At 70.0% G+C, this 24,914-nt stretch carries 22 protein-coding genes and 1 riboswitch; of the genes, 17 read left to right on the plus strand and 5 right to left on the minus strand.

Annotated elements, in window-relative coordinates:
• The first annotated feature begins 53 nt into the window (after positions 1-53).
• On the plus strand, positions 54-1,307 hold the full coding sequence (locus tag OG293_RS26840; RefSeq protein ID WP_406001339.1) for an Ig-like domain-containing protein: 1,254 nt from the start codon (positions 54-56) through the stop codon (positions 1,305-1,307).
• Positions 1,308-1,324: 17 nt separating this feature from the next.
• Here the strand turns inward: OG293_RS26840 and OG293_RS26845 are convergent, their stop codons facing one another.
• Positions 1,325-1,726 carry a hypothetical protein gene (locus OG293_RS26845; RefSeq protein ID WP_406001340.1) on the minus strand — a complete coding sequence of 134 codons (402 nt, stop codon included), beginning with the start codon at positions 1,724-1,726 and terminating at the stop codon, positions 1,325-1,327.
• A gap of 178 nt (positions 1,727-1,904) precedes the next feature.
• Here OG293_RS26845 and OG293_RS26850 point away from each other — a divergent pair, with 178 nt between their 5' ends.
• The 6 genes from OG293_RS26850 (at position 1,905) to OG293_RS26875 (ending at position 9,119) form a co-directional block, all read left to right on the plus strand.
• A complete protein-coding gene (locus OG293_RS26850) occupies positions 1,905-2,525 on the plus strand; it encodes a heme-copper oxidase subunit III (RefSeq protein ID WP_406001341.1) in 621 nt (206 codons plus the stop codon).
• Between the two features lie 80 nt (positions 2,526-2,605).
• Positions 2,606-3,415, plus strand: a complete 810-nt coding sequence (locus tag OG293_RS26855; RefSeq protein ID WP_406001342.1) for a c-type cytochrome — start codon at positions 2,606-2,608, stop codon at positions 3,413-3,415.
• Positions 3,412-4,467 carry a Rieske 2Fe-2S domain-containing protein gene (locus OG293_RS26860; RefSeq protein ID WP_406001343.1) on the plus strand — a complete coding sequence of 352 codons (1,056 nt, stop codon included), beginning with the start codon at positions 3,412-3,414 and terminating at the stop codon, positions 4,465-4,467. Before OG293_RS26855 ends, OG293_RS26860 begins: the two co-directional genes overlap by 4 nt.
• Positions 4,464-6,089 (plus strand): cytochrome bc complex cytochrome b subunit, encoded by a 1,626-nt coding sequence (locus OG293_RS26865; protein ID WP_406001344.1) that lies wholly within the window; start codon positions 4,464-4,466, stop codon positions 6,087-6,089. Before OG293_RS26860 ends, OG293_RS26865 begins: the two co-directional genes overlap by 4 nt.
• A 126-nt stretch (positions 6,090-6,215) precedes the next feature.
• Positions 6,216-7,280 (plus strand): anthranilate phosphoribosyltransferase, encoded by a 1,065-nt coding sequence (gene trpD / locus OG293_RS26870; protein ID WP_406001345.1) that lies wholly within the window; start codon positions 6,216-6,218, stop codon positions 7,278-7,280.
• 97 nt (positions 7,281-7,377) lie between these two features.
• Positions 7,378-7,495: riboswitch (SAM riboswitch) on the plus strand.
• 205 nt (positions 7,496-7,700) lie between these two features.
• Complete coding sequence (locus tag OG293_RS26875) at positions 7,701-9,119, plus strand: aminotransferase class V-fold PLP-dependent enzyme (protein ID WP_406001346.1); 1,419 nt, start codon at positions 7,701-7,703, stop codon at positions 9,117-9,119.
• 119 nt (positions 9,120-9,238) lie between these two features.
• Here OG293_RS26875 and OG293_RS26880 read toward each other — a convergent pair whose 3' ends face one another.
• Both OG293_RS26880 and OG293_RS26885 read right to left on the minus strand, forming a co-directional pair.
• The gene (locus tag OG293_RS26880) at positions 9,239-9,520 is read right to left on the minus strand and encodes an Lrp/AsnC family transcriptional regulator (protein ID WP_406001347.1); all 282 of its coding nucleotides are present in this window, start codon (positions 9,518-9,520) and stop codon (positions 9,239-9,241) included.
• Positions 9,517-10,239 carry a rhomboid family intramembrane serine protease gene (locus tag OG293_RS26885; protein ID WP_406001348.1) on the minus strand — a complete coding sequence of 241 codons (723 nt, stop codon included), beginning with the start codon at positions 10,237-10,239 and terminating at the stop codon, positions 9,517-9,519. Before OG293_RS26885 ends, OG293_RS26880 begins: the two co-directional genes overlap by 4 nt.
• A gap of 160 nt (positions 10,240-10,399) precedes the next feature.
• On the opposite strand from OG293_RS26885, the gene OG293_RS26890 reads away from it, so the two are divergent.
• From OG293_RS26890 to OG293_RS26910, 5 genes are all read left to right on the plus strand, one after another.
• Positions 10,400-10,642: a hypothetical protein gene (locus OG293_RS26890; RefSeq protein WP_406001349.1), complete on the plus strand. Its 243-nt coding sequence runs from the start codon at positions 10,400-10,402 to the stop codon at positions 10,640-10,642.
• Positions 10,643-10,677: 35 nt separating this feature from the next.
• On the plus strand, positions 10,678-12,039 hold the full coding sequence (locus tag OG293_RS26895; RefSeq protein ID WP_406001350.1) for an NYN domain-containing protein: 1,362 nt from the start codon (positions 10,678-10,680) through the stop codon (positions 12,037-12,039).
• A 323-nt stretch (positions 12,040-12,362) separates the two neighbouring features.
• Positions 12,363-13,388: an NlpC/P60 family protein gene (locus tag OG293_RS26900; RefSeq protein WP_406001351.1), complete on the plus strand. Its 1,026-nt coding sequence runs from the start codon at positions 12,363-12,365 to the stop codon at positions 13,386-13,388.
• Positions 13,389-13,583: 195 nt separating this feature from the next.
• The gene (locus OG293_RS26905; RefSeq protein ID WP_406001352.1) at positions 13,584-14,612 is read left to right on the plus strand and encodes an NlpC/P60 family protein; all 1,029 of its coding nucleotides are present in this window, start codon (positions 13,584-13,586) and stop codon (positions 14,610-14,612) included.
• Between the two features lie 40 nt (positions 14,613-14,652).
• Positions 14,653-15,885: a hypothetical protein gene (locus OG293_RS26910; RefSeq protein ID WP_406001353.1), complete on the plus strand. Its 1,233-nt coding sequence runs from the start codon at positions 14,653-14,655 to the stop codon at positions 15,883-15,885.
• Positions 15,886-16,000: 115 nt separating this feature from the next.
• On the opposite strand, the gene OG293_RS26915 is transcribed toward OG293_RS26910, so the two are convergent.
• Positions 16,001-17,263: a glycosyltransferase 87 family protein gene (locus OG293_RS26915; RefSeq protein ID WP_406001354.1), complete on the minus strand. Its 1,263-nt coding sequence runs from the start codon at positions 17,261-17,263 to the stop codon at positions 16,001-16,003.
• Between the two features lie 98 nt (positions 17,264-17,361).
• On the opposite strand from OG293_RS26915, the gene OG293_RS26920 reads away from it, so the two are divergent.
• Together OG293_RS26920 and OG293_RS26925 are read left to right on the plus strand one after the other, a co-directional pair.
• Positions 17,362-18,504, plus strand: a complete 1,143-nt coding sequence (locus OG293_RS26920) for a glycosyltransferase family 4 protein (protein ID WP_406001355.1) — start codon at positions 17,362-17,364, stop codon at positions 18,502-18,504.
• Positions 18,505-18,625: 121 nt separating this feature from the next.
• The gene (locus tag OG293_RS26925; RefSeq protein ID WP_406001356.1) at positions 18,626-20,266 is read left to right on the plus strand and encodes a GMC oxidoreductase; all 1,641 of its coding nucleotides are present in this window, start codon (positions 18,626-18,628) and stop codon (positions 20,264-20,266) included.
• Between the two features lie 52 nt (positions 20,267-20,318).
• Here OG293_RS26925 and OG293_RS26930 read toward each other — a convergent pair whose 3' ends face one another.
• Positions 20,319-22,115, minus strand: coding sequence for an AMP-dependent synthetase/ligase (locus OG293_RS26930; RefSeq protein WP_406001357.1), 1,797 nt, complete (start codon positions 22,113-22,115; stop codon positions 20,319-20,321).
• 302 nt (positions 22,116-22,417) lie between these two features.
• On the opposite strand from OG293_RS26930, the gene OG293_RS26935 reads away from it, so the two are divergent.
• From OG293_RS26935 to OG293_RS26945, 3 genes are all read left to right on the plus strand, one after another.
• The gene (locus OG293_RS26935; RefSeq protein ID WP_406003722.1) at positions 22,418-23,173 is read left to right on the plus strand and encodes a metallophosphoesterase; all 756 of its coding nucleotides are present in this window, start codon (positions 22,418-22,420) and stop codon (positions 23,171-23,173) included.
• A gap of 89 nt (positions 23,174-23,262) precedes the next feature.
• Positions 23,263-23,712 carry an SRPBCC family protein gene (locus tag OG293_RS26940; protein WP_406001358.1) on the plus strand — a complete coding sequence of 150 codons (450 nt, stop codon included), beginning with the start codon at positions 23,263-23,265 and terminating at the stop codon, positions 23,710-23,712.
• On the plus strand, positions 23,712-24,890 hold the full coding sequence (locus OG293_RS26945; RefSeq protein WP_406001359.1) for an ArsA family ATPase: 1,179 nt from the start codon (positions 23,712-23,714) through the stop codon (positions 24,888-24,890). Before OG293_RS26940 ends, OG293_RS26945 begins: the two co-directional genes overlap by 1 nt.
• Positions 24,891-24,914 lie beyond the last annotated feature (24 nt).

Consider the following 24,914-nt stretch of genomic DNA (forward strand, 5'->3'; position numbering starts at 1 on the left):
CATTTGCAGTCTCCCGGCGCGCCGCTACCGAATGATCTTCATAACGTGTGCTTATGAACCACACGCCGCACATCCGTACCGTCCTCAGCTGCACCCTGCTGGCCGTCTCCCTCGGGGCGGGCGCAACCGCGTGCGGCGATTCAGACGGCGATCCGCTCGCCTCGAAGCCCTTCGACGCGGCCGAGCAGGTGTCCTTCAACACGCCCTCGGGGGATGTGAAGGTGGACCCGGACAAACCGCTCGAAGTCACCGCCGACGGCGACGACGGCCGCATCACCGACGTGACCGTCATAGACGAGGCCGGCCACTACCTCGCGGGCGAGCTGAACGCCGACGGCACACGCTGGCGGTCCACCTCGCCCCTGTCGGCCGGCGCCAAGTACACCGTGAAGGTCTCCACGGAGGACGCGGACGGCGCTCCTGGTGTCCATACGCTCACCTTCGAGACCGCGCCCGCCTCATCGCTCCTGACGGTCAAGTTCGGCCCCAAGGCGGGCACGTACGGCGTCGGGCAGCCCATCACCGCGGAGCTCAGCGCCCCGGTGAGATCCAAGGAGGCCAGGGCGGTCGTCGAACGCGCCCTGAAGGTTGAATCCAGCCCCGCCGTGGAGGGCGCCTGGTACTGGGTGGACGACAAGAGCCTGCACTTCCGCCCCAAGGAGTACTGGCCGAGCGGCGCGGCCGTGAACGCCACCAGCAACCTCCAGGGCGTCAAGGTCTCCGACAAGCTCTACGGCGGCTCGTCGAAGGGCCTGAAAATCACCATCGGCGACCGTATCGAGGCCATCACCGACGCCGGATCGCACCAGATGACGGTCATACGCAACGGAGAAGTGATCAACACCATCCCGGTGACCACCGGCAAACCGGGCTTCTCCACGCGCAACGGGATCAAGGTCGTGCTCGGCAAGGAGTACTTCGTACGGATGCGCGGTACCAGCATCGGCATAGCCGAGGGCAGCGCCGACTCGTACGACCTGCCTGTCTACTACGCCACACGCGTCACCTGGAGCGGTGAGTACGTCCACGCCGCACCCTGGTCCGTCGGCTCGCAGGGATACGCCAACGTGAGCCACGGCTGCACCGGAATGTCCACCGGCAACGCTGCCTGGTTCTACGAGACCGTCCGCGAGGGCGACATCGTCAAGGTCGTCAACAGCGCGGGCGACGAGATGGACCCGTTCGGGAACGGCTTCGGCGACTGGAACCTGGACTGGGACAAGTGGCGCAAGGGCAGCGCCCTGGTGGCCGACACCCGAGACGGCAGCAGCCCGTCCGACGCGGCGCGCCTGCGCCCCCAGGTCTGACCGTCACCGGCCCTGTCTCACGCCTGAACGGCGAGCCGGCCGCGCAGCAGAGCGGCCAGGGCGTCCGCGAACTCGACCGGCTCGACCGGAAGGGTCACCGCGGCCTCCGCACGGCTCCAGGTGGCCAGCCAGGCGTCCTGCGGGCGGCCGATCAGCAGCAGCACGGGCGGGCAGTTGAAGATCTCGTCCTTGATCTGCCGGCAGACGCCCATGCCGCCCGCGGGAACCGTCTCCCCGTCCAGCACACAGGCGTCGATGCCGCCCTGGTCCAGCTGCTTCAGCACGGCGGGCAGGGTGGCGCACTCGACGAACTCGAGCGGAGGAACATCGGCCGCGAGCCTGCGCCCGGCCGCCAGGCGCACCTGCTCGCGCGTACTGGCGTCGTCGCTGTAGACCAGGACCGTGGCGCTCGACTGCATTGTTCCTCCGAATCGACGGCGGCACTGCATCAGGAACCGATGCGCGGATGCTACTCCGTCCGACTCCCTGTCAACAGCGGTTCGGACGGGGCTTCGATGGGCCGTTCGGGCTGGACAGGGCCCACTGACACACCGAACGGCACCCCCCGGAGTGAGGGCGGGATAAGCGACCGACATAATGTCGGTCGTGGCGACAGCAACGACAGTAGAAACCGGGCACGCGCACCCGTCGGTCAATCGGCCGAACCTCACCAGCGTCGGAACGATCATCTGGCTGAGTTCCGAGCTGATGTTCTTCGCGGCCCTCTTCGCGATGTACTTCACCCTGCGATCGGTGACGGGCGCCGAGCACTGGAAGGAAATGGCTTCGGCCCTGAACTTCCCGTTCTCGGCGACGAACACCACGATCCTGGTGCTCTCCTCCCTCACCTGCCAGCTCGGCGTATTCGCCGCGGAGCGGGGCGATGTGAAGAAGCTCCGCAGCTGGTTCGTGATCACCTTCGTGATGGGTGCGATCTTCATCGGCGGTCAGGTCTTCGAGTACACCGAACTGGTCAAGAAGGACGGCCTCTCGCTGTCCTCGGATCCGTACGGCTCGGCGTTCTACCTGACCACCGGCTTCCACGGCCTGCACGTGACGGGCGGTCTCATCGCCTTCCTGCTGGTCCTCGGCAGGACGTACGCAGCGAGGAGATTCACGCACGAGCAGGCAACCGCCGCCATCGTCGTGTCCTACTACTGGCACTTCGTCGATGTCGTCTGGATCGGCCTCTTCGCCACGATCTACATGATCAAGTAATGGCGAGGGCGGCTGACGCCGCCCGAAGCAGACACAGTCCAGAAGCATCGACGCAGAAGATCCTGACACCGGGGTAATCCGTGAAAAAGCTCTCCTCACGACGACGCCATCCGCTGGCGGCGGTCGTCGTCCTACTCCTCGCGCTGGCGGCCACTGGGGGGCTGTACGCCGCGTTCGCACCCGCGGACAAGGCGCAGGCCGATGAAACCGCCCAGTCCCTTGCCATCAAGGAGGGCCAGAAGCTCTACACCGTCGGCTGCGCCAGCTGCCACGGAACCGGCGGTCAGGGAAGTTCTGACGGCCCGAGCCTCGTCGGCGTGGGCTCCGCCGCCGTCGACTTCCAGGTCGGCACGGGCCGGATGCCGGCCCAGCAGCCAGGCGCCCAGGTGCCGAAGAAGCCGGTCACCTACACGCAGAGCCAGATCGACCAGCTCGCGGCGTACGTCGCCTCCCTCGGCGCGGGTCCCATCACGCCGACGAAGGAGCAGTACAACCCCGAGCACGCGGACATCGCCAAGGGTGGCGACCTGTTCCGTACGAACTGCGCCGAGTGCCACAACTTCACGGGTGAGGGTGGCGCGCTGACGAACGGCAAGTACGCCCCGAGCCTTGAAGGCGTGGACCCCAAGCACATCTACGAGGCCATGCAGACCGGCCCGCAGAACATGCCCTCCTTCCCCGACACCACGCTGCCGGAGAAGCAGAAGCAGGACATCATCAAGTACATCCAGACCGTGAACGGCGGCGACTCGGCAAGCCCCGGCGGCCTCAACCTCGGCGGCCTCGGCCCCGTCAGCGAGGGCCTGTTCGGCTGGATCGTCGGTCTGGGTGCGCTGATCGCAGTTGCCATCTGGGTCGCGGCCCACACCGCTAAGGCCAAGAAGTCATGAGTAGCCAAGAGATTCCAGAAGAGAACCTGCCCACAGAGCAGGACAAGGCCGCGCACGGCGCGGTACAGGTCGCGGAGGACCCGTTCGCCGACCCGGGACTGCCGGTCCACAAGCCGCGCGTCCAGGACATCGACGAGCGGGCCGCCAAGCGCTCCGAGCGCACGGTCGCCCTCCTGTTCACGCTGTCGATGCTGGCCACGATCGGCTTCATCGCCTCCTACGTGATCTTCCCGGTCACCGAGATCGTCTACATCTGGCCCATCGGCCATGTGAGCTCGCTGAACTTCGCGCTCGGTACGACGCTCGGCATCGCCCTCTTCTGCATCGGCGCGGGCGCGGTCCACTGGGCCCGCACCCTGATGTCCGACCAGGAGATCGCCGACGAGCGTCACCCGATCGAGGCCGAACCCGAGGTCAAGGCGAAGGTCCTGGCGGACTTCCAGGCCGGCGCGGAGGAGTCCGGCTTCGGCCGGCGCAAGCTGCTCCGCACCACCCTGTTCGGCGCGCTGGCCATGGTGCCGCTCGCCGGTGTGATGCTGCTGCGCGACCTCGGTCCGCTGCCGGAGAAGAAGCTGCGCTCGACGCTGTGGGCCAAGGGCAAGCAGCTCATCAACATGAACACCAACGAGCCGCTGCGTCCCGAGGACGTCATCGTCGGTTCGCTGACCTTCGCCATGCCCGAGGGCCTGGAGGAGGACGCCGAGGACTTCCAGAAGGAGATCGCCAAGGCGGCCCTGATGATCGTCCGGCTCCAGCCGGACGACATCAAGGACAAGCGCGAGCTCGAGTGGTCGCACGAGGGCATCGTGGCGTTCTCGAAGATCTGCACGCACGTCGGCTGCCCGATCAGCCTGTACGAGCAGCAGACGCACCACGTTCTCTGCCCGTGCCACCAGTCCACCTTCGACCTCTCCGACGGCGCTCGTGTCATCTTCGGCCCGGCCGGCCACCGCCTGCCGCAGCTGCGGATCGGCGTGAACGCCGAGGGCAACCTCGAGGCGCTCGGCGACTTCGACGAGCCTGTCGGTCCTGCCTTCTGGGAGCGCGGATGAGTACTACAGCCGATAGCAAGCGCAAGGCGCCCGCCGGCGAGCGGGTGGCCGACTGGGCCGATGGCCGACTGGGCATCTACGGCCTGGCCAAGGCCAATATGCGCAAGATCTTCCCGGACCACTGGTCCTTCATGCTCGGTGAGATCTGCCTCTACAGCTTCATCATCATCATCCTCACGGGTGTGTATCTGACGCTGTTCTTCCACCCGTCGATGAACGAGGTGGAGTACCACGGCACGTACGTCCCGTTGCAGGGTGTGCGGATGTCGGAGGCGTTCGCCTCGACGCTGCACATCAGCTTCGACGTCCGCGGCGGTCTGCTCATCCGGCAGATCCACCACTGGGCGGCCCTGATCTTCGTGGCGGGCATGCTCGTCCACATGATGCGTGTCTTCTTCACCGGCGCGTTCCGCAAGCCCCGCGAGGTCAACTGGCTGTTCGGGTTCCTGCTGCTGGTGCTCGGCATGTTCACCGGCTTCACCGGCTACTCGCTCCCGGACGACCTGCTCTCCGGCACGGGTGTGCGCTTCATGGAGGGCGCGATCCTGTCGGTGCCGGTCGTGGGCACGTACCTGTCGATGTTCCTCTTCGGCGGGGAGTTCCCCGGCGGGGACTTCGTGGCCAGGTTCTACTCGGTCCACATCCTGCTGCTGCCCGGCATCATGATGGGCCTGCTGGTGGGCCACCTGATCCTGGTCTTCTACCACAAGCACACGCAGTTCGCCGGTCCCGGCCGGACGAACAAGAACGTCGTGGGCATGCCGCTGCTGCCGATCTACATGGCCAAGGCCGGAGGCTTCTTCTTCCTGGTCTTCGGTGTCATCGCGGTCGTCTCGGCGATCGCCTCGATCAACCCGATCTGGGTGCTCGGACCGTACCGGCCGGACCAGGTGTCCACCGGCGCACAGCCCGACTGGTACATGGGCTTCTCCGAAGGCCTCATCCGGGTGATGCCCGGCTGGGAGATCAACGCCTGGGGTCACACGCTCGTCCTGGGCGTGTTCATCCCGCTGGTGATCTTCCCGCTGGTGCTGGCGGCGATCGCGGTCTACCCGTTCATCGAGTCCTGGGTCACCGGGGACAAGCGCGAGCACCACATCCTGGACCGCCCGCGCAACGCCCCGACGCGTACCGCGTTCGGTGTGGCCTGGCTGACCTGGTACTTCATCCTGCTGATCGGTGGTGGAAACGACCTCTGGGCCACCCACTTCCACCTCTCGATCAACGCGATCACCTGGTTCGTCCGGATCTTCTTCTTCATCGGACCGGTCATCGCCTTCATCATCACCAAGCGGATCTGCCTGGGTCTGCAGCGGCGCGACAGGGACAAGGTGCTGCACGGTCGCGAGAGCGGCATCATCAAGCGCCTGCCGCACGGTGAGTTCGTCGAGGTCCACGAGCCGCTCAGCCAGGGTGACCTGTTCCAGCTCACGGCGCACGAGCAGTACGAGCCGCTTGAGATCGGCCCGACGGTCGACGAGAACGGCGTCGAGCGCAAGATCGGCCGCATCCAGAAGCTGAAGGCGAAGCTGAGCAAGAGCTACTACGGCGAGGCGAACCAGATTCCCAAGCCCACCAGCGAGGAGTTCAAGAAGATCACCAGCGGCCACGGCCACCACTGATCCTTCCGACCTCCGAGGTCGCCACAGCGGGAGCCCCGTCCATTCGTCGGACGGGGCTCTTCGCCGTCCGCCGCGCTGGATAGGGTGGGACCCATCCCTTATCGGCTGTGGACCCTGGAGCGGACCATGAACGTTGTGACCCCGGTTGGCGGCGACAGCGTGGCGGACCTCTCCTGGCCCGGTGTGCTGAACGCCCTCCTCGACAACCGGGACCAGAGCGCCCACTCCACCGCGTGGGCGATGGACCGCATCCTCAGCGGCGAGGCGACGAACGCCCAGATCGCCGGCTTCGCGGTCGCGCTGCGCGCCAAGGGCGAGACGGTCGAGGAGATCTCCGGTCTCGTACGGACGATGTACGCCCACGCGAACCTGATCTCGGTCCCCGGGCCCAGTGTCGACATCGTCGGCACGGGCGGCGACGGCGCGAAGACGGTGAACATCTCGACGATGTCCGCGATCGTGGTCGCGGGGACCGGCGCGAAGGTCGTCAAGCACGGCAACCGCGCCGCGTCGTCGGCGAGCGGTGCCTCCGACGTGCTGGAGAAGCTCGGCGTCAATCTGGAGCTGACGCCGAAGCGCGTTGCCGAGGTCGCCGAGGAGGCGGGCATCACCTTCTGCTTCGCGGTGAAGTTCCACCCGGCGCTGCGGCATGTGGCCGCCGCCCGCAAGGAGCTCGGCATCCGCACCACGTTCAACTTCCTCGGCCCGCTCACCAATCCGGCCCAGGTCAAGGCCCAGGCCACCGGTGTTGCGGACGCGAGGATGGCGCCGATCATGGCCGGGGTGCTGGCCGAGCGCGGCTCGTCGGCCCTGGTCTTCCGGGGCGACGACGGCCTGGACGAGCTGACGACGACGGCCACGTCCAAGGTGTGGGTGGTCCGGGACGGCGCGGTGCGCGAGGAGGCGTTCGACCCGAGGGACATCGGCATCGACCTGGTGCCGGTGGAAGCCCTCAGGGGCGCGGACGCGTCCTTCAACGCGGATGTGGCCCGCCGGCTGCTGAGCGGCGAGACCGGGCCCGTACGGGACGCGGTGCTGCTGAACTCCGCGGCGGCACTGGCTGCGCTGGAGCCGACCGACGGCACGCTGAACGAACAGCTCGCCGCGGGCATCGCCCGGGCGGCCCGGGCGATCGACTCGGGTGCGGCCAGAGCCGCGCTTGAGCGATGGGTCGCCGTCAGCAACGCCTGAGGTTTCTGAGGTGTGAGGCAAGGCGTGGTGTGGTTTCTGTCTCAGGAACTGGACCTCGCCTTGCACACCGTGGGACCTATGGCAGGATGCTCACCAAGGTCATGAGTGACAGCGATTACGGCCCCGGCTCGCTGTCCGGCAACCCTCCGTCCGTGGCGGGGTGCCCCGGGTGAAGACCAGGCCGTGGGCAGCGAGGTCCGCGGCAAGCGCGGACCCCTGCAGCCCTGGGGTCCTGGTCCTCAAGGGAGCAGTCTCGTGAGCAAGCGAATGCGATAGGGCTTCTCAGCCCCTTCTTCAGTACGCCTCCGTGCGGCCACCGCCGTGCGTTCGAGGCAACCCCCGTGCGGTGTGCGGCCGTTGAGTCGCCGTGCCCACGGGTCTGCCGAAGCCATTCTGTTTGTCCTGCCGGGAGATACCGCCATGTCCGCACGCTCGAACACCGCCGCACCCATCGCCTCCGCCCCCGTCGTTTCCTCCTCCGCCGCGGCCCCCGAGTCCGAAGACCCTCTCTGCGCGGCCCCGCTGCCGGTGCTCGGCCGCGATGTGACCGTGCCGCTCGTCACCGGCGGTGAGGTCACCTACGCCGCGCTCGACTACGCCGCGAGCGCGCCCGCCCTCCAGCGGGTGTGGGACGACGTCGCCGCCTACGCGCCGTACTACGGCAGCGTGCACCGCGGTGCGGGCTACCTCTCGCAGCTGTCCACCGACCTGTTCGAGAACAGCCGTGTGACGGTCCACGAGTTCCTCGACTGCCGCGACGGCGACCAGGTCGTCTTCACCCGTTCCACCACCGACTCCCTGAACCTGCTCGCCGCGGCCCTCCCCGCCGACTGCCGGGTCTTCGTCTTCGAGACCGAGCACCACGCCTCGCTGCTGCCGTGGCGCGGCGCGCAGGTCACCTACCTGGACGCGCCGCGTGACCCGGCCGAGGCCGTCGCCACGCTGGAGCGGGCGCTGGCCGGCCGTGAACCCCACGGTCCCGCCCTGGTCTGCGTGACCGGCGCGTCCAACGTCACCGGCGAGCTGTGGCCGGTGAAGGAGCTCGCGGCGGCGGCCCACGCGCACGGCGCGCGGATCGTCCTCGACGCGGCACAGCTCGCGCCGCACCACCCTGTCTCCGTGCGCGACCTCGACGTGGACTGGGTCGCTTTCTCAGGGCACAAGCTGTACGCGCCGTTCGGCTCGGGCGTGCTCGCCGGCCGCGCGGACTGGCTGCAGGCAGCGGAGCCGTACCTGGCGGGCGGCGGGGCGTCGCGGAAGGTGGCCCGTCGTACGGACGGCGGTGTGGACGTCGAGTGGCACACCACGGCCGCCCGTCACGAGGCCGGCTCGCCGAACGTCATCGGCGTCCACTCCATCGCCTCCGCCTGCAAGGCGCTCACCGAGGCCGGCTTCGACCGGCTCGTCGCCCGTGAGCAGCAGCTGGTGGCGAAGGTCCGCGCGGGCCTCGCCGAGGTCCCCCAGGTGAAGGTCCTCTCCCTCTTCGGCGATGACGCCCCGAGAGTCGGCGTCATCTCCTTCGTCGTCGAGGGCTGGAACAGCTCGCACTTCGCGGCGGCCCTGTCGGCGGAGTACGGCATCGGGGTCCGCGACGGCCTGTTCTGCGCCCACCCGCTGGTCCGCACGCTGCTCGGCACCGACCCGCAGGACCCGGGCGAGTGCGGCGCCCCGGAGGCCGAGCCGGGCGAGCGGTCACTGAACGCGATCCGGGTCAGCTTCGGCGCGGGTACGCCCGATGAGCACGTGGAGCGTTTCGTCGGGGCGGTGAAGGAGCTGGTCACCGACGGCGCGAGGTGGAACTACCACACGGAGGACGGCCGCTGCGTCCCGGCGGTCTGATTCCCGCGTCCTGTCACCGGGCCCGCGCCGCGACGGCGCGGGCCCGCGTGCTGCCGCGGGCGCGCGGCGATAAGGGAGGGGTGCTACGTGTCGCAGAGGCGCTACGGGTCGGAGGGGTGCTACGCGTCGAGGCCGATCGCGAATGCAGCCTCCAGATCGTGCTGGGAGTAGGTGCGGAACGCGACATGTGTGTCCGTCCCCTCGACACCCTGGATCTTGCTGATGCGGCCCGGGATGACGTCCGCCAGATCATCGTGCCTGGCCACCCGCACCATCGCGATCAGGTCGTATGTACCGGTGACCGAGAAGACCTCGCTGACGCTGTCCAGCGCCGCGATGGACTCCGCGATCTCGGGGATGCGGTCCACGCTGGTCTTGATGAGCACGATCGCGGTGATCACGGTTGGTGTTCTCCCTCGGTGGCCCCTGTTTGCGCCTTCACTCTAGTACCACGTCCGCATCGTCCCCAGGCGAAGAGAAAGCCTGCCCCGAATCCCACGAGGTGCGCGAGGTAGGCGACTCCGGGCCCGCTGCCCGCCCCCTGGGCCGCCAGCCACTGCAGGACGAACCAGAAGATCAGGACGATCCAGGCGGGGAAGCGCAGCGGCAGGAAGAAGAGGAACGGGAAGAGACTGGTGACCCGTGCCTTCGGGAAGAGGTAGAGGAACGCGCCGAGCACGCCCGAGATGGCCCCTGACGCTCCCACCAGGGTCTGCTCGGAGTCGGCGTTGGCCGCCGCGTAGGCGAGCAGCGCGAGGTAGCCGCAGCCCAGATAGAACAGGGCGAACTGAAGCTGCCCCATGCGCTTCTCTGCCATCGCTCCGAAGACGTAGAGGAAGAGCATGTTGCCGAGCAGGTGGAGCCAACTGCCGTGTACGAAAAGGGCGGTGAGCGGGGTGATCAGGGCGCCGGGGGAGCCGCTCATCAGCTCGGCGGGGACGACGCCCCAGCGCTCGAAGTACCGGCTCTGCGCGGTGAGCAGTGCGTCACCGGTTCCGTACGCCGGGTCGAGGCCCGATACCGGACTGATCACGAAGGCCGCACAGCAGAGGGCGATCACGCCGTATGTCACCGCTGGACCGGTCACCGCGTCCCGGAGCGCAGTCCGCCAACTGATCATGGACAGAGCATGGCGTAGTGGGACCGAACGGTACAGGATGCCTCGCCGCGTCATGGGACACCTGCGAGGCCGTAGGGTTACAGGGAGTACACCCGCAGTCCGACGGCGCACAGCGGCATCCGCACTCGTACAACGAAAAAGAACGAAAAAGGACGGCACGATGACGACGGTTCCTTCGCCGACCGCCGAGACCCGCTGGCGCTGCACGCTCTGCGGAAACCTCACCCGCTTCGATGTCACACGCTCCTCCAAGGTCGTCGAGTACGTCCATCTGGACCTGGCCGGCGAGCCGACGGTCGAGGAGCGCGAGGTGGTCAGTGAGACCATCGAGTCGGTCCGCTGCCGCTGGTGCAGCGCGGTGGACCAGATCGAGCTGGTGGACAGGCCGGGCGCCGGCTCCTGAGGGAGCGGCCCGAACGGGTAGTGGGGTGACGGATCGTGGAGCAGCCTGAAGACGGCGGTGAGCCGGCCGGTGCGGCCGATGACGCCGCCGAGGCGCTCGACCGCCCGCTGCCGGAAGGTGTACGGCGCAGGGTCGTGGCGCTGGTCTCGGACGCCTTCGGCGGCCTGACCGTCGCCGAACTTCCCGCCCAGCTGCGGCAGTACGCCCGTTTCACCCCGACCCGTCGTGCCAAGTTCGCGGGGAACGCGATGGCCGCCGCGCTGGAGAACGACCCCGTCTTCCGCCAGCGCATCGCCGAGCGGCTCAGCCACGCGCAGCCGGAGCTCGCCGGCGCGCTGGAGGCCGGATCGCCCCCGGCCGCCGCCGATCCCGTCGATGTGGCCGCCGCCGCCTATGTGCTGAGGCCCGCCGGATGGGTGAAACTAGTCGCCGCCGCGGGCGAGGAGGCCCAGCGTGCGGACGCCGAGCGTGCGGACGAGGCCGGACGGCGTGAGCTGGAGCGGCTGCGCGCGGAGCTGACCGAGGCGCGCGGCCTGACCAAGAGCGAGACGGAGCGGCTGCGCACGGAGCTGGAGACGGCCCGCAAGGAAGCCGAATCGCTTCGCCGCAAGCTGCGCAGCGCCCTGAGTGACGTGAAGCGCGGCGAGGCGGCCCTGCGCCGCAGGGCCGCCGACATCGAGGCCGTCCGCTCGGAGTCCGCGGCGCAGGTCTCGGCCGCGGAGAGCGAGAGCCGGCGGCTCAAGGCGCGCCTGGGCGAGGCCGAGGCGGCCGTCGAGGCGGGCCGGCGGGCCGCCCGGGAGGGCCGCTCGATCGAGGACATGCGGCTACGGCTGCTGCTCGACACCGTACTCGACGCCGCATCGGGGCTGCGCAGGGAACTGGCCCTGCCGCCCGCGACACTCCATCCCGCCGACACGGTCGACGCGGTCGAGCCCGGCCGGATGTCACCGAAGGACATCGCGGCCCGCGCGCTCTCCGAGAACGACCCCGCTCTGCTGGACCAACTGCTCGCCCTGCCGCAGGCCCACCTGGTGGTGGACGGCTACAACGTCACCAAGACCGGCTATCCGACGATGCCGCTGGAGAGGCAGCGGCTGCGGCTGCTCGGCGGGCTCTCGGTGCTGGCGGCGCAGACCGGCGCCGAGATCACCTGTGTCTTCGACGGGGCGGAGCTGGCGGCGCCGGTGCTGCTGGCGCCGCCGCGCGGGGTGCGCGTGCTGTTCTCCAAGCCCGGTGTGACCGCCGACGAGCTCATCCGTCAGCTGGTGCGGGCGGAGCCGCTGGGCAGGCCCGTGGTCGTGGTCTCCACCGACCGCGAGGTCGCCGACGGAGTGGCGAAGGCGGGCGCGAGGCCCGTCGCGTCCGCCTTGTTGCTGAAGCGGCTTTCGCGGGTCTAAGTAACTACCGCGCAGAATGCCCGAATTCGTGCATGTATTGGCGGGACGTTGCGTCAAGTGGCCGCTACTACGCGTGTGATGTGAGTAAAGAAACCGCTCCGTGCCGAGATTTTTCTCGACAGGATTTGAACTGATCACAAGAAGGTCACTAGGGTCGGGCCTCGAACCTTCGCGCGGTTGATCGTCCATCCGGGGCGAACAGCGAAGGAACCGCCGAGTCTGCGCACTTCAGCCCTTTTGTCCGGGGGTGCTGCCTGCGCGGAGCCGGGGATTCAATCCCCCACAGCCCGGTAGGCGGCTCGAGGAAGAAGGAGCTCGCCTTCGTGGCGTCCCACCGTCGACCCAAGCAGCCGAGCCGCGCCCGCGTGACCGTGCTCACCGCGACCGCCGCCGCGGCCGTAGCTCTGACCTCCCAGGCCGCCCAGGCTGAGCCGACGCCGAGCAAGAGCGAGGTCAAGGAGAAGGTCGAAAAGCTCTACGAAGAGGCGGAGAAGGCCACCGAGACCTACAACGGGGCCAAGGAGCAGCAGAACAAGCTCGAGAAGCAGGTCGACGCGCTTCAGGACAAGGTCGCCCGCGGTCAGGACGAACTCAACACCCTGCGCGACAGCCTCGGTTCCGTGGCGAGCGCACAGTACCGCTCCGGCGGTATCGACCCCGCGGTGCAGCTCTTCCTCTCCTCTGACCCGGACACCTACCTGGACAAGGCCTCCGCGCTGGACCAGCTCGGCGCCAAGCAGACCGAGGCGCTGTCGGAGATCCAGTCCAAGCAGCGCACGCTCGCGCAGCAGCGCAAGGAGGCCCAGGACAAACTGGGCGATCTGGCCGACACGCGCAAGCAGCTGGGCGTCAAGAAGAAGGAAGTCCAGACCAAGCTCGCCGCGGCGCAGAAGCTTCTCAACTCCCTCACCGCGAAGGAGCGCGCCGCGCTCTCCGCCGACGAGAGCCGCGCCAACCGCGCCGACTCGCGTGCGGACCTCGGCAACGCGGTCCCGGCCTCGCAGCGCGCGGGAGCGGCCTTCGCCGCAGCGCAGAGCAAGATCGGCGCCCCGTACGTCTACAGCGCCTCCGGCCCCAACGCCTTCGACTGCTCCGGACTGACCTCCTGGGCGTACGCGCAGGCCGGTGTCTCCATACCCCGGACCTCCCAGTCGCAGGCCAACGCCGGCACCCGCATCTACTCGCAGAGCGGCCTCCAGCAGGGCGACCTGGTCATCTTCTACGGCGACATGCACCACGTCGGCCTCTACGCGGGCAACGGCCAGGTGCTGCACGCCCCGAAGCCCGGCGCCAACGTCCGCTACGAATCGATCGGCAACATGCCGTTCCAGTTCGGCGTGCGTATCTGACACGCGCGTCGCGCCCGCCCAAACGGGCGAATTACGTCAACTCCCGCTGACGTCGCGCCCCGCCGGTGACCTGTGGTCTCCGGCGGGGCGTCACTTTGTGTGCCCATCGCGGTCTTTGGCCGCTGTGTGGTCGCCCGGCTACTGTCTGCCGCGCAACATCCCGTACATCTCGTACAGCGGAAGGGAGCGCGGCCCGTGGCGTCCCATCGACGGCCCTCACACCCCGGCCTCACTCAGAGTGCCCGGGTCACCGTCCTGTCCGCGGCGGCGGCAACGGCCGCGGCAGCACTCGGTGCCGCGCCGGCGACCGCCGACCCCCAGGACACCGCGGAGTCCGCCCGCGGCAGGGTCGACCGCCTCTACGAGGAGGCGGAGAAGGCCACCGAGGAGTTCAACCGGGCCGGTGAGCGTGTGTCGCGGCTGCGGGAGCAGGTGTCGAACGCCCAGGACCGCGTGGCCCGCGGCCAGGAGCGCATCAACCGGATGCGGGGCGCGCTCGGTTCGGTGGCGAGCGCGCAGTACCGGTCGGGAGGCATGGACCCCGCGCTCGACCTGCTGCTCTCCTCGGACCCGGACAGCTATCTCGAGGGCGCCGCAGCCCTGGACCGCGTCAGTGAACGGCAGGCAACCGCGCTGAACGATCTGCGGCGGGCGCAGCGCGGGCTCGGCCAGGAGCGCGCGGAAGCCACCCGCGACCTCGCCGAACTGGAACGCAGCCGGGTCGCCGTGGCCCGACACAAGCGCACCGTCGAGCGCAAACTCGGCGAGGCGCGGCGGCTGCTGAACTCCCTGCCCTCCGAGGAGCGCGCGGCCTATGACCGGGCCTCCCGCTCCGGGCGCGACTGGGGGCCGGAACTCTCCGGTCTCGGACCCGCCTCCTCGCGTGCCGCCGCCGCGATGACGGCTGCCCGCAGCGCGGTCGGCCGCCCGTATGTCTGGGGCGCCAACGGCCCCTCCGGCTTCGACTGTTCGGGGCTGACGCAGTGGTCCTACGCGCAGGCGGGCGTCGGGCTGCCGCGCACCTCGCAGGCGCAGCGGTACGCGGGCCGGCAGGTGCCCCTGTCGCAGGCGCGGCCCGGTGACCTCGTCGCGTACCGCAGCGACGCCAGCCATATCGGGATGTACGCGGGCAACGGGCAGGTCATCCACGCGCCCTACCCGGGAGCGCCGGTGCGCTACGACCCGGTCGGCATGATGCCCGTCTCCTCGGTCACCCGCATCTGAGCCGCTCCGCTTCCCGGCGGCGTTCCGTACGATCGGCCGTGTGGCAGGTCAGAGGCGCGCGGGGCGCCGGGCGATACGGCGTACGGCGGGGCTCGGCCTCGCCGCCGCCCTGCTGGCGTCCGGCTGCTCCGCCCCCGAGGCGACCGACCCCGCCGTGACGGACATCCGGCGCACCCTGGACGGCCGCGCAGCCGCCGTCCTCCGGCACGACGAGAGCGCCTATCTGGCGGCCGTGGATCCCGGTGCCACGCGGCTGCGGGCAACGGAGAGCCGGGAGTTCCGCAACCTCGCGGACATTCCGCTGCGCTCCTTCGAGTACCGGCTGGGGGATGTGAAGCGCAGCGGCCCGCGGGCGGTCGCCGAGGCCGACCTGCGCTACCGGGTCGACGGCTACGACACCGCGCCGGTGACCGCCCGCCGCACGCTGGAGCTCGCCGAGCGGGACGGCCGCTGGTACGTCACGGCCGACCGGGCGGCCGAGAACGGCGCCCGGCAGCTCTGGGAGCAGGGAGACGTCCAGGTGGTCCGGGGCCGGCGGAGCCTGGTCCTCGCCGTCGGACAGGGCGGCCCACGGCTGCGCGCCGTCGCGGCGACCGCGGACCGTGCCGTGCCCGCCGTCTCGGGCGCCTGGCCGTCCCCCTGGTCCGGGCGCCTGGTGGTCCTCGTCCCCGCCTCGCTGTCCGCCATGGGGCAGCTGCTGGGCGCGCCCTCGTCCGCGTACCGGGGGATCGCCGCGGTCACCACGGGCGAGACGGGTCCGGCCGGGACGACCCCCGCGGACCGGGTGATCGTGAACCCGCAGGCGTACTCGGTGCTCGGCGACTACGGCCAGGGCGTTGTGCTCACCCACGAGACCACTCATGTGGCCACCCGCGCGCACACCTCCAAGGCCACCCCGATGTGGCTCTCGGAGGGCTTCGCGGACTGGGTCGCGTACCGGGACACGCGCAGCACGGCGGGACAGATCGCCCCCGAACTCCGGCAGGCGGTCCGCCGGGGAGATGTGCCGGCCGAGTTGCCCGCCGACGCCGACTTCGCCTTCGGCGGCGACGCGGGCGCCCTGGCGCGCGCGTACGAGGGCGGCTGGCTGGCGTGTGAGCTGATCGCCGAGCGCTGGGGCGAGCGGAAGCTGACCGCCTTCTACCGTGCGGTCGGGGAGGGCGGACACCGGGCGGGCGCGGTCGAGAAGGCGCTGGCCGACGTGCTGGGGACGACACCGCAGGAATTCACGGTGCGCTGGCGGGACCATCTGCGCGAGCGGCTGCAGGGCTGAGCCGGGCGTTCAGCCCTCCGGCTCCTCGATCGCCTCGTCGGGCCGGCGCTTGTCCTCCGTGCCGGTGGCGCGCGATTCGGAGCATGCCCCGGCGGCCCCGCACACAGCCGGAGCGTCAGGAGGAGAGCAGGGCGTTGTTCCGGGTCGGCTGAGCGGGCAGCAGTCCGCGGCGGCCCGGCTCGGTCACCGTCTGACGCCACAGCCGCAGGCACGCGGTGAGTGCCGCCGCCACCAGCAGCCCGTTGCGTACCGCGATCAGCGCCACCCCCAGGGCGTCGCTCGCCACCACATGCGCGAACCAGACGGGGAACTCCAGCACGGTGACCGCGGTCGCGGCCAGCACCAGCCGGGCGGGCAGTGCCATCCGGCTTCCCCGGAAGGCGAGCGAGGCCGCCGCCAGGCCGACCAGCCAGAGAAGGTACTGGGGGCTGATCACCCGGCTCGTGGTGGTGAAGAGCAGGACGGCCGTGAAGGCCGCGTCGCACGGGGTGCTCGGCGCGAACTTCAGCGCCCGCAGCCGCCACAGCGCCAGCCAGCCGAAGGCGATGAGGGTGAGGGCGACGGCGGCTGTGGAGACGAGCGGGACGTACGGGCCGAGGAACTCCACCGAGCCGTAGTTGAACTGCGTCCGTCCCTGCCAGCCGAGGTGGCGCCCGGCATGGAAGACCAGGGCGCCCAGTGACTCGATCTCGGTGCCCCGGTCCCGCTGGAAGCTGAGGAAGGCGAGCGCCCCCGGCATCATCGCCGAGAGCAGCAGCGTCAGAAAGAGCCCGGTCGCCGCCGCGGTGAGCCAGGAACGGCGGGTCGCACGGCCGCGCGGGGTACCCGCGAGCGCCAGCAGCGGCCAGACCTTGAGCATCGCGCCGAAGGCGGCCAGCGCGCCGAGCGTGCGCGGATGGCGTGCGCCCGCGAGGAGGGCGCAGACGGCGACGGCCGTGACCATCAGGTCGTAGCGGGCGTACGCGGTCGGGCCGAGCAGCGGCACACCGGCCACCCAGACCCAGCTGCCGCGCTGGGACTTGCCGGGCCGCCGGCCCGCGTAGAGCAGCAGTCCGGCGACGAGCGCGTCGCAGACCAGGACGAGGACGAAGAAGGCGGTGGCGTAGCCGAGGAACGGCAGCAGGCGGGGGGAGAGGATCGCGAACGAGGCGGCGGGCGGGTACTGCCAGGTGACGTCGTCCAGCGGATAGACGCCGGTCCTCAGCACCTCGTGCCAGCCGCGGTAGATGACCGATACGTCGGTGGTGACATCGGGGCCGGGGAAGGGGACGAGTCCCAGGACGCAGATGAGCAGTGCGGCCCTGGTGAGGATCCACACCAGGGCAGGAAGCCGCGTTCCCCCGCCGTGCGAGCCGTCACTGCCACTTACGACCGCCATGAGCACCTCGCACGTTCTGTGCCGATTTTGGTGCCCATGATGCCCGGCGAGGCGGCTCGGGAGCGGTGAGGCAGGGCCGTTCGGTACTGTCGGCGGCGATGCACAAGACCTTGATCGTGACCAATGACTTCCCGCCCAGGCCCGGCGGCATCCAGGCGTTCCTGCACAACATGGCGTTGCGTCTGGACCCGGAGCAGCTCGTCGTCTACGCCTCCACCTGGAGGCACGGCCGCGAGGGGCGCGAGGCGACCGCGGCCTTCGACGCCGAGCAGCCGTTCACGGTGGTGCGCGACCGCACGACGATGCTGCTGCCGACTCCGCGTGTCACCCGAAGGGCGACCCAGCTGCTGCGCGAGCACGGGTGCGAGTCCGTGTGGTTCGGGGCGGCGGCGCCGCTCGGGCTGATGGCCCCGGCCCTCCGCCGGGCGGGCGCGCGCCGCCTCGTGGCCACCACGCACGGCCACGAGGCCGGCTGGGCACAGCTCCCGGCCTCCCGGCAGCTGCTGCGGCGGATCGGCGAGGGCACCGACACGATCACCTATCTCGGCGAGTACACCCGCTCGCGGATCGCCGCCGCGCTGACGCCCGGGGCGGCCCGGCGCATGGTCCAGCTCCCGCCCGGCGTCGACGAGAAGACCTTCCACCCCGCCTCGGGCGGCGCCGAGGTCCGTGAGCGCCTCGGCCTCGCCGACCGGCCCGTCGTGGTCTGTGTGTCCCGGCTCGTGCCGCGCAAGGGGCAGGACACGCTGATCGAGGCGATGCCCGCGATCCTGGCGAAGGTCCCGGAAGCGGTGCTGCTGATCGTCGGCGGCGGTCCCTACGAGAAGGAGCTGCGGAAGCTGGCCCGGGATGCCGGGGTCGCCGCGTCCGTGCGCTTCACGGGTGCCGTTCCCTGGACGGAGCTGCCCGCGCATTTCGGTGCGGGCGACGTCTTCGCCATGCCCTGCCGTACCCGCAGGGGCGGTCTCGATGTCGAGGGCCTCGGAATCGTGTATCTGGAGGCATCGGCGACCGGTCTTCCGGTCGTCGCGGGCGACTCGGGCGGCGCCCCCGACGCCGTGCTCGACGGGGAGACGGGCTGGGTGGTCCGCGGCGGATCGGCCGAGGAGTCGGCGGAGCGGATCGTGGCCCTGCTGGAGGATCCCGAGCTGCGCCGGCGGATGGGGGAGCGCGGCCGTGACTGGGTCGAGGAGAAGTGGCGCTGGGACCTGCTGGCCGAGAAGCTTCGAACGCTTCTCTGAACCGCCGATCGGGCCCGGACCGGACACTTCGCTGAGCTGCGTACACCCTTTTTTGAGGGGCCGTCAGTTTTGAGCCGCGCGGGATATGGGCGGACGGTTGAATTCCGCCCATGCTCCGGACATGACATCTCATGTAACGCGCCGTCAACTGCTGGGCCTCGCGGCCCTGCAGACCGCCGCCGCGCTCGGCTTCACCCGCATCGGTCTCTCCCCGGCCGCCGCCGCACCCGCGACGGCGCTCGCCGAGGAACCCGCCCCCGCCGACTACGCCCCCGCCGTCGTGATCGGCTCCGGCTACGGCGCCTGCGTCGCCGCACTCCGCCTCGCCGAGGCCGGAGTGAACACCCTGGTCCTGGAGATGGGCCGGCTCTGGGACGCCCCGGGCCAGGACGGCAAGATCTTCTGCAGCACGTCGGCACCCGACCGGCGCTCCATGTGGTTCCGCACCCGCACCGAGGCGCCGCTGGCCACCTTCCTGTGGCTGGACGTCGTCAACAAGAACATCAGCTCCTACCCCGGAGTGCTCGACCGGGTCCGCCACGCCGACATGTCCGTCTTCGTCGGCCGGGGCGTCGGCGGCGGATCGCTGGTCAACGGCGGAATGGCGGTGACCCCGCCGCGCGCGTACTTCTCCGAGGTCCTGCCCCAGGTCGACGCCGCGCAGATGTACGACACCTACTTTCCGCTCGCCCGCCGGATGCTCGGCGTCAACAGCGTCGACGCGGCCTGGTTCGAGTCCACCGAGTGGTACCGCTTCTCGCGGATCTCCCGCAAGCACGCCCACAACGCGGGACTGAGGACCGTCTTCGTGCCGAACGTCTACGACTTCGGCTACATGCAGCGCGAAGCGGCCGGCCAGGTCACCAGATCGGCGCTCGCCGGCGAGGTGATCTACGGCAACAACCACGGCAAGCGCAGCCTCGACAAGACCTATCTGGCAGCCGCCCTCGGCACCGGGAAGGTCACCGTCCAGACCATGAGCCGGGCCAGAGGCATCCGCAGAGAACCGGACGGGACCTATGTCCTGACCGTCGACCGTACGGACACCTCCGGCCGGGTCGTCGAGACCGGGGAGATCGGCTGCCGGCAGCTCTTCCTCGGTGCGGGCAGTCTCGGCAGCACCGAACTCCTCCTGCGCGCACGGGAGAAGGGCACCCTGCCCGCTCTCAGCGCCGAGGTCGGCAGGGGCTGGGGCCACAACGGCAACGTGATGACCGCCCGTGCCAACCACATCTGGGACACCGTCGGCGCGAACCAGGCGACCATGCCCACCCTGGGCATCGACGACTGGTCCAACCCCACGAACCCCGTCTTCGCCGAGATCGCCCCGCTGCCCATGGGCTTCGAGCACTGGATCAGCCTCTACCTGGCGATCACCAGGAACCCTGAGCGGGGCACGTTCTCGTACGACGCGGCCACCGACTCGGCGAAGCTCAACTGGACCCGCTCGCAGAACCAGCCCTCCGTCAACGCGGCCAGATCGCTCTTCGACCGCATCAACAGAGCCAACGTCACCATCTACCGGTACGACCTGTTCGGCGGCAACAGGACCTTCGCCGACGACTTCACCTACCACCCGCTGGGCGGCTGCGTACTGGGCCGGGCCACCGACGACTACGGCCGCGCCCAGGGGTATGAGGGGCTGTACGTCGTCGACGGCGCCCTGGTCCCCGGCTCGATCGGCGTCAATCCGTTCATGACGATCACGGCGCTCGCCGAACGGAACATGGCGCGGATCCTGGCCGAGGACCCCAGCGGCTGACGCCTCAACGACCATCCAGGCAGGAGAACCGCGAGGACCGCCGGCGTGGCGCTCAGCCGCGGTAGATCGCCTCGATCTCGTCGGCGAAGTCCTTCGCCACCACAGTGCGCTTCAGCTTCAGGGACGGCGTGATGTGCCCAGCCTCCTCAGTGAACTGGGAGGAGAGAATACGGAATTTCCGCACCGATTCCGCCTTGGAGACGGCCGCGTTGCCGTCGTTCACCGCCTGCTGGACCTCCGCCAGCAGATCCGCGTCGTCGCGCAGCGACGCGGCGGTCGAACCGGCCGGCTTGCCGTGGTCCGAGGCCCAACGCCCGAGGAACTCCTCGTCGATGGTGACCAGCGCGCCCACGAACGGCCGCCCGTCGCCCACCACCATGCACTCCGCGACCAGCGCGTGTGCGCGGATGCGGTCCTCTATCACCGCGGGAGCGACGTTCTTGCCGCCCGCGGTGACCAGGATCTCCTTCTTGCGGCCCGTGATCGCGAGGTAGCCGTCCTCGTCCAGGGTGCCGATGTCACCCGTGTGGAACCAGCCGTCGGCCAGCGCCTCCGCCGTCGCCGCCTCGTTGTTCCAGTACCCCTGGAAGAGATGCTCGCCGTGCAGCAGCACCTCGCCGTCGTCGGCGATCCGCACGACCGAGCCCGGCAGCGGCTGACCGACCGTGCCGATCTTCTGCCGGTCCCACGGGTTGAACGCGGTCGCCGCACACGACTCGGTCAGGCCGTAGCCCTCCAGAACCGTGAAGCCGATACCGCGGAAGAAGTGGCCGAGCCGCTCGCCCAGCGGAGCGCCACCGGACACCGCGTACTCGCCGCGCCCGCCCAGCACCGCACGCAGCTTGCTGTAGACGAGCCGGTCGAAGACCTTGTGCTTGAACTTGAGGCCGATCGAGGGGCCCTCGGGGGTGCCCAGCGCACGGCTGTACGTGATGGCCGTCTGCGCGGCCTTGTCGAAGATCTTGCCCTTGCCGTCGGCCTGGGCCTTGGCGCGCGCCGAGTTGTAGACCTTCTCGAAGACCCGCGGGACACCGAGGATGAGCGTCGGCCGGAAGGAGGCCAGCTCGTCGGTGAGGTTCTTGATGTCCGGCACGCAGCCGAGCTTGATCGGGGCCATCACGGCGGCGAGTTCGACCATGCGCCCGAAGACGTGCGCGGCGGGCAGGAAGAGCAGCACGGAGCTCTCGCCCGTCCGGAACAGGGGCTTGAGACGCTCGACCAGGTTGCCGCACTCCGCGAAGAAGCTGCGGTGTGTGAGCACACAGCCCTTGGGGCGGCCGGTGGTGCCCGAGGTGTAGACGATGGTCGCCGGGTCGTCGGCCTTGGCGGACGCGCTGCGCTCGTCGACCGTCGCGTCGGCGATCTCGGCGCCCGAGGCGATCAGCTCGTCGACCGCGCCACCGTCGATCTGCCAGACGTGCTGGAGGGCGGGGATACGGTCGCGCACGGAGTCCACGGCCGCGACATGGGCGGCGCTCTCGACGATCAGCCCGACAGCGCCCGAGTCCCCGAGGATCCACTGGATCTGCTCGGCGGAGCTGGTCTCGTACACCGGAACCGTGACGCCGCCGGCGCTCCAGATCGCGAAGTCGAGCTGCACCCACTCGTAGCGGGTGCGGGACATCAGACCGACCCGGTCGCCGGGCAGGACGCCGGCGGCGATCAGGCCCTTCGCGGCAGCCCGGACCTCGGCGAGGAACTGCTTGGCGGTGACGTCCGTCCAGACGCCGGCCACCTTTCTTCCCATCACCGCCACATCGGGATGCTGCGTGGCATTGCGGCGGATCAGATCCGTCAGGTTACCGTCCGAAGGGACCTCGTACAGGGCCGGAAGGCTGAACTCGCGCAAGACTGCTGCTCCTCATCGGGCGCCGGCGCCACGGCTCTGTGTGATGCACCGGCTGCGGTCCAAGATCGGGCAGGTGCTCATGGCTGGTGAGCACGACTGGACCGCTCGGACGTTACCCACCAGTACTTGGTTCCGGATAGGGGGTTCCGGCCAGATGTTCCCTGCGTCACACGCGTATGGCAGTGCATTGCGCAGAGTAGTCCACCCCTGTGGCGACCCGGTAGAACGGCTGCTCCGCCTGGTCTACCCAGCCGCGACACCCGCGCCCTAGGGTGATCGTCATGCGCGGTTTCCGAGTCAACGTGGTCAGTGACGTGCACGGCAACGCCAGGGATCTCGCCCAGGCGGGGGCCGGCGCGGACGCGCTCGTCTGCCTCGGTGACCTCGTGCTCTTCCTCGACTACGCCGACCACTCGCGCGGCATCTTCCCCGACCTCTTCGGTGTCGAGAACGCCGATCTGATCGTCGAACTGCGCACCGCACGCCGCTTCGAGGAGGCCCGCGACCTGGGGCGCAGACTCTGGTCCGAGCTCGACATGGACCGGGAGAGCGCCATCGAGTCCGCCGTACGACGTCAGTACGCCGAGCTGTTCGCGGCCTTCCCCGCACCGACGTACGCCACCTACGGCAATGTCGACATCCCGGCCCTCTGGCCGGAGTACGCGCGGCCGGGCGTCACCGTCCTCGACGGAGAGCGCGCCGAGATCGGCGGGCTCGTCTTCGGCTTCGTCGGCGGCGGACTGCGCACCGTGATGCGCACTCCGTACGAGATCTCCGACGAGGAGTACGTCGCCAAGGTCGAGGCGCTCGGCGAGGTCGACGTGCTCTGCTCGCACATCCCCCCGGAAGTGCCCGAGCTGACCTACGACACCGTCGCCCGCCGCTTCGAACGCGGCAGCCACGCCCTGCTCGACGCCATCCGGCGCACCCGTCCCAGGTACGCGCTGTTCGGCCATGTCCACCAGCCACTCGTCCGCCGGATGCGGGTCGGGGCGACGGAGTGTGTCAACGTCGGGCATTTCGCCTCGACGGGGCAGCCGTGGGCCCTTGAGTGGTGAGAGAGGCCCCGCACCGGTGACCAGCCGGGCCGCGATAGCCTGCACACCACACAACCCCCGGTCGTACCGCACTGTGAGGAGCCGCAGCGATGGCGGAACACACCAGCTCGAGCATCACGATCGAGGCGGCGCCGGCCGACGTGATGGGCGTGATCTCCGACTTCACGCGCTACCCGGAGTGGACGGGCGAGGTGAAGGAGGCCGAGGTGCTCGCCGCCGACACCAAGGGCCGTGCCGAGCAGGTCAGGCTGGTCCTCGACGCCGGCGCGATCAAGGATGACCACACCCTCGCGTACACCTGGAACGGCGACAACCAGGTCAGCTGGACGCTGGTGAAGTCCCAGATGCTGCGTGCCCTCGACGGCTCGTACACCCTGGACGCCGTCGGCGGCGGCGACCGCACCGAGGTCACCTACCAGCTGACCGTCGACGTCAAGATCCCCATGCTCGGCATGATCAAGCGCAAGGCCGAGAAGGTCATCATCGACCGCGCCCTGGCCGGTCTGAAGAAGCGCGTCGAAAGCGGGCCCGCCGCCTGATGCGCACGGTCCTCGTCACCGGCCTCGGCGGCGCGGGCCGCACCACCGTCGCCGCCGCCACCGCGCTCGCCGCGGCCCGGCGCGGCAGCCGGACCCTGTTTCTCTCCGCGGAGCCGGGCGGCGTGCTCGGCACACCCCCGGCCACCCGGGCCACGCAGGTCACGGACGGTCTGTGGGCCGCCCGCATCGACTCCGCGGCCGACTTCCGCGCCGAACTGCTCTCGCTCCAGGAGCGCGCCGGCACCGCCCTGGACCTCCTCGGCGCGGCCCGCCTGGAGGACGAGGAGCTGACCGAGCTCCCCGGAAGCGACCAGTTCGCGCTGCTGCGCGCCCTCAAGAGTGCCACCGAAGGCGGCTGGGACGAGGTCGTGGTCGACATGCCGCCGCTGCGCGAGAGTGTCGCCGTACTCGCCCTGCCCGAACAGCTGCGCCGCTATCTGCGCCGTCTGCTGCCGCCGGAGCGACAGGCCGCCCGCACCCTGCGCCCGATGCTCGCCCAGCTCGCCGGGGTGCCGATGCCCGCGCAGTGGCTGTACGAGACGGCGGCCCGCTGGGACGCCGAACTGGCCGCCGTCCAGCAGGTCGTCGAGGCCCCCACCACCTGTCTGCGGATGGTCGCGGAACCAGGCCCCGCCGCGGCGGACGCCCTGCGCGCCGCCCGGCTCGGCATCGCGCTCCAGGCGCTCCCTCTCGACATGATCGTCGCCAACCGGGTGCTGCCCGCCGAGACCCCCGACCCCTGGCTCGCCGGACTCGTCGCCCAGCAGGACAAGCACCTCGAAGAGCTGCGCGCCGAGTACGGGGCCGTGTGCGAACTGCCGCACCTCGGCCGCGAGCCGCGCGGCACCGACGACCTCGCCCTCCTCGCCGGCCGGGCACTCCTCGGCGGCACCGGTGAGACGCCGCTGCCGGGCTGCGGCGCCGACTGGAGTGTCGAGGACCGGCGCGAGAGCGACGGCGTCCTCGTGTGGCACCTGCCGCTGCCCGGAGCCGTCAAGGAGGAGATCGGGCTTGTCCGCCGTGGGGACGAACTCCTGATCACGGTCGGCCCGTTCCGCAGGATCGTTCCGCTCCCTTCCGTGCTGCGCCGCTGCACCGTGTCGGGGGCGGCATTGACGGACGGAGCGCTGCGGGTCCGATTCACGCCGGACCCCGCACTGTGGCCGCAGGGCCGCTGAACGCGGTCCTCCGTTCAGGTAACG

This window comes from Streptomyces sp. NBC_00829, from assembly GCF_045161795.1.
In the GTDB taxonomy this organism is placed as follows: Bacteria; Actinomycetota; Actinomycetes; order Streptomycetales; family Streptomycetaceae; genus Streptomyces.

Bases quoted from the DNA above. Each gene is read 5' to 3' on its own strand.
- OG293_RS26885 (WP_406001348.1), bottom strand. From the start codon at position 10,239: ATGATCAGTTGGCGGACTGCGCTCCGGGACGCGGTGACCGGTCCAGCG.
- OG293_RS26945 (WP_406001359.1), top strand. From the start codon at position 23,712: ATGCGCACGGTCCTCGTCACCGGCCTCGGCGGCGCGGGCCGCACCACC.
- OG293_RS26890 (WP_406001349.1), top strand. From the start codon at position 10,400: ATGACGACGGTTCCTTCGCCGACCGCCGAGACCCGCTGGCGCTGCACG.
- OG293_RS26865 (WP_406001344.1), top strand. From the start codon at position 4,464: ATGAGTACTACAGCCGATAGCAAGCGCAAGGCGCCCGCCGGCGAGCGG.
- OG293_RS26840 (WP_406001339.1), top strand. From the start codon at position 54: ATGAACCACACGCCGCACATCCGTACCGTCCTCAGCTGCACCCTGCTG.
- OG293_RS26875 (WP_406001346.1), top strand. From the start codon at position 7,701: ATGTCCGCACGCTCGAACACCGCCGCACCCATCGCCTCCGCCCCCGTC.
- trpD (WP_406001345.1), top strand. From the start codon at position 6,216: ATGAACGTTGTGACCCCGGTTGGCGGCGACAGCGTGGCGGACCTCTCC.
- OG293_RS26845 (WP_406001340.1), bottom strand. From the start codon at position 1,726: ATGCAGTCGAGCGCCACGGTCCTGGTCTACAGCGACGACGCCAGTACG.
- OG293_RS26850 (WP_406001341.1), top strand. From the start codon at position 1,905: ATGTCGGTCGTGGCGACAGCAACGACAGTAGAAACCGGGCACGCGCAC.
- OG293_RS26920 (WP_406001355.1), top strand. From the start codon at position 17,362: ATGCACAAGACCTTGATCGTGACCAATGACTTCCCGCCCAGGCCCGGC.
- OG293_RS26860 (WP_406001343.1), top strand. From the start codon at position 3,412: ATGAGTAGCCAAGAGATTCCAGAAGAGAACCTGCCCACAGAGCAGGAC.
- OG293_RS26940 (WP_406001358.1), top strand. From the start codon at position 23,263: ATGGCGGAACACACCAGCTCGAGCATCACGATCGAGGCGGCGCCGGCC.
- OG293_RS26915 (WP_406001354.1), bottom strand. From the start codon at position 17,263: ATGGCGGTCGTAAGTGGCAGTGACGGCTCGCACGGCGGGGGAACGCGG.
- OG293_RS26925 (WP_406001356.1), top strand. From the start codon at position 18,626: ATGACATCTCATGTAACGCGCCGTCAACTGCTGGGCCTCGCGGCCCTG.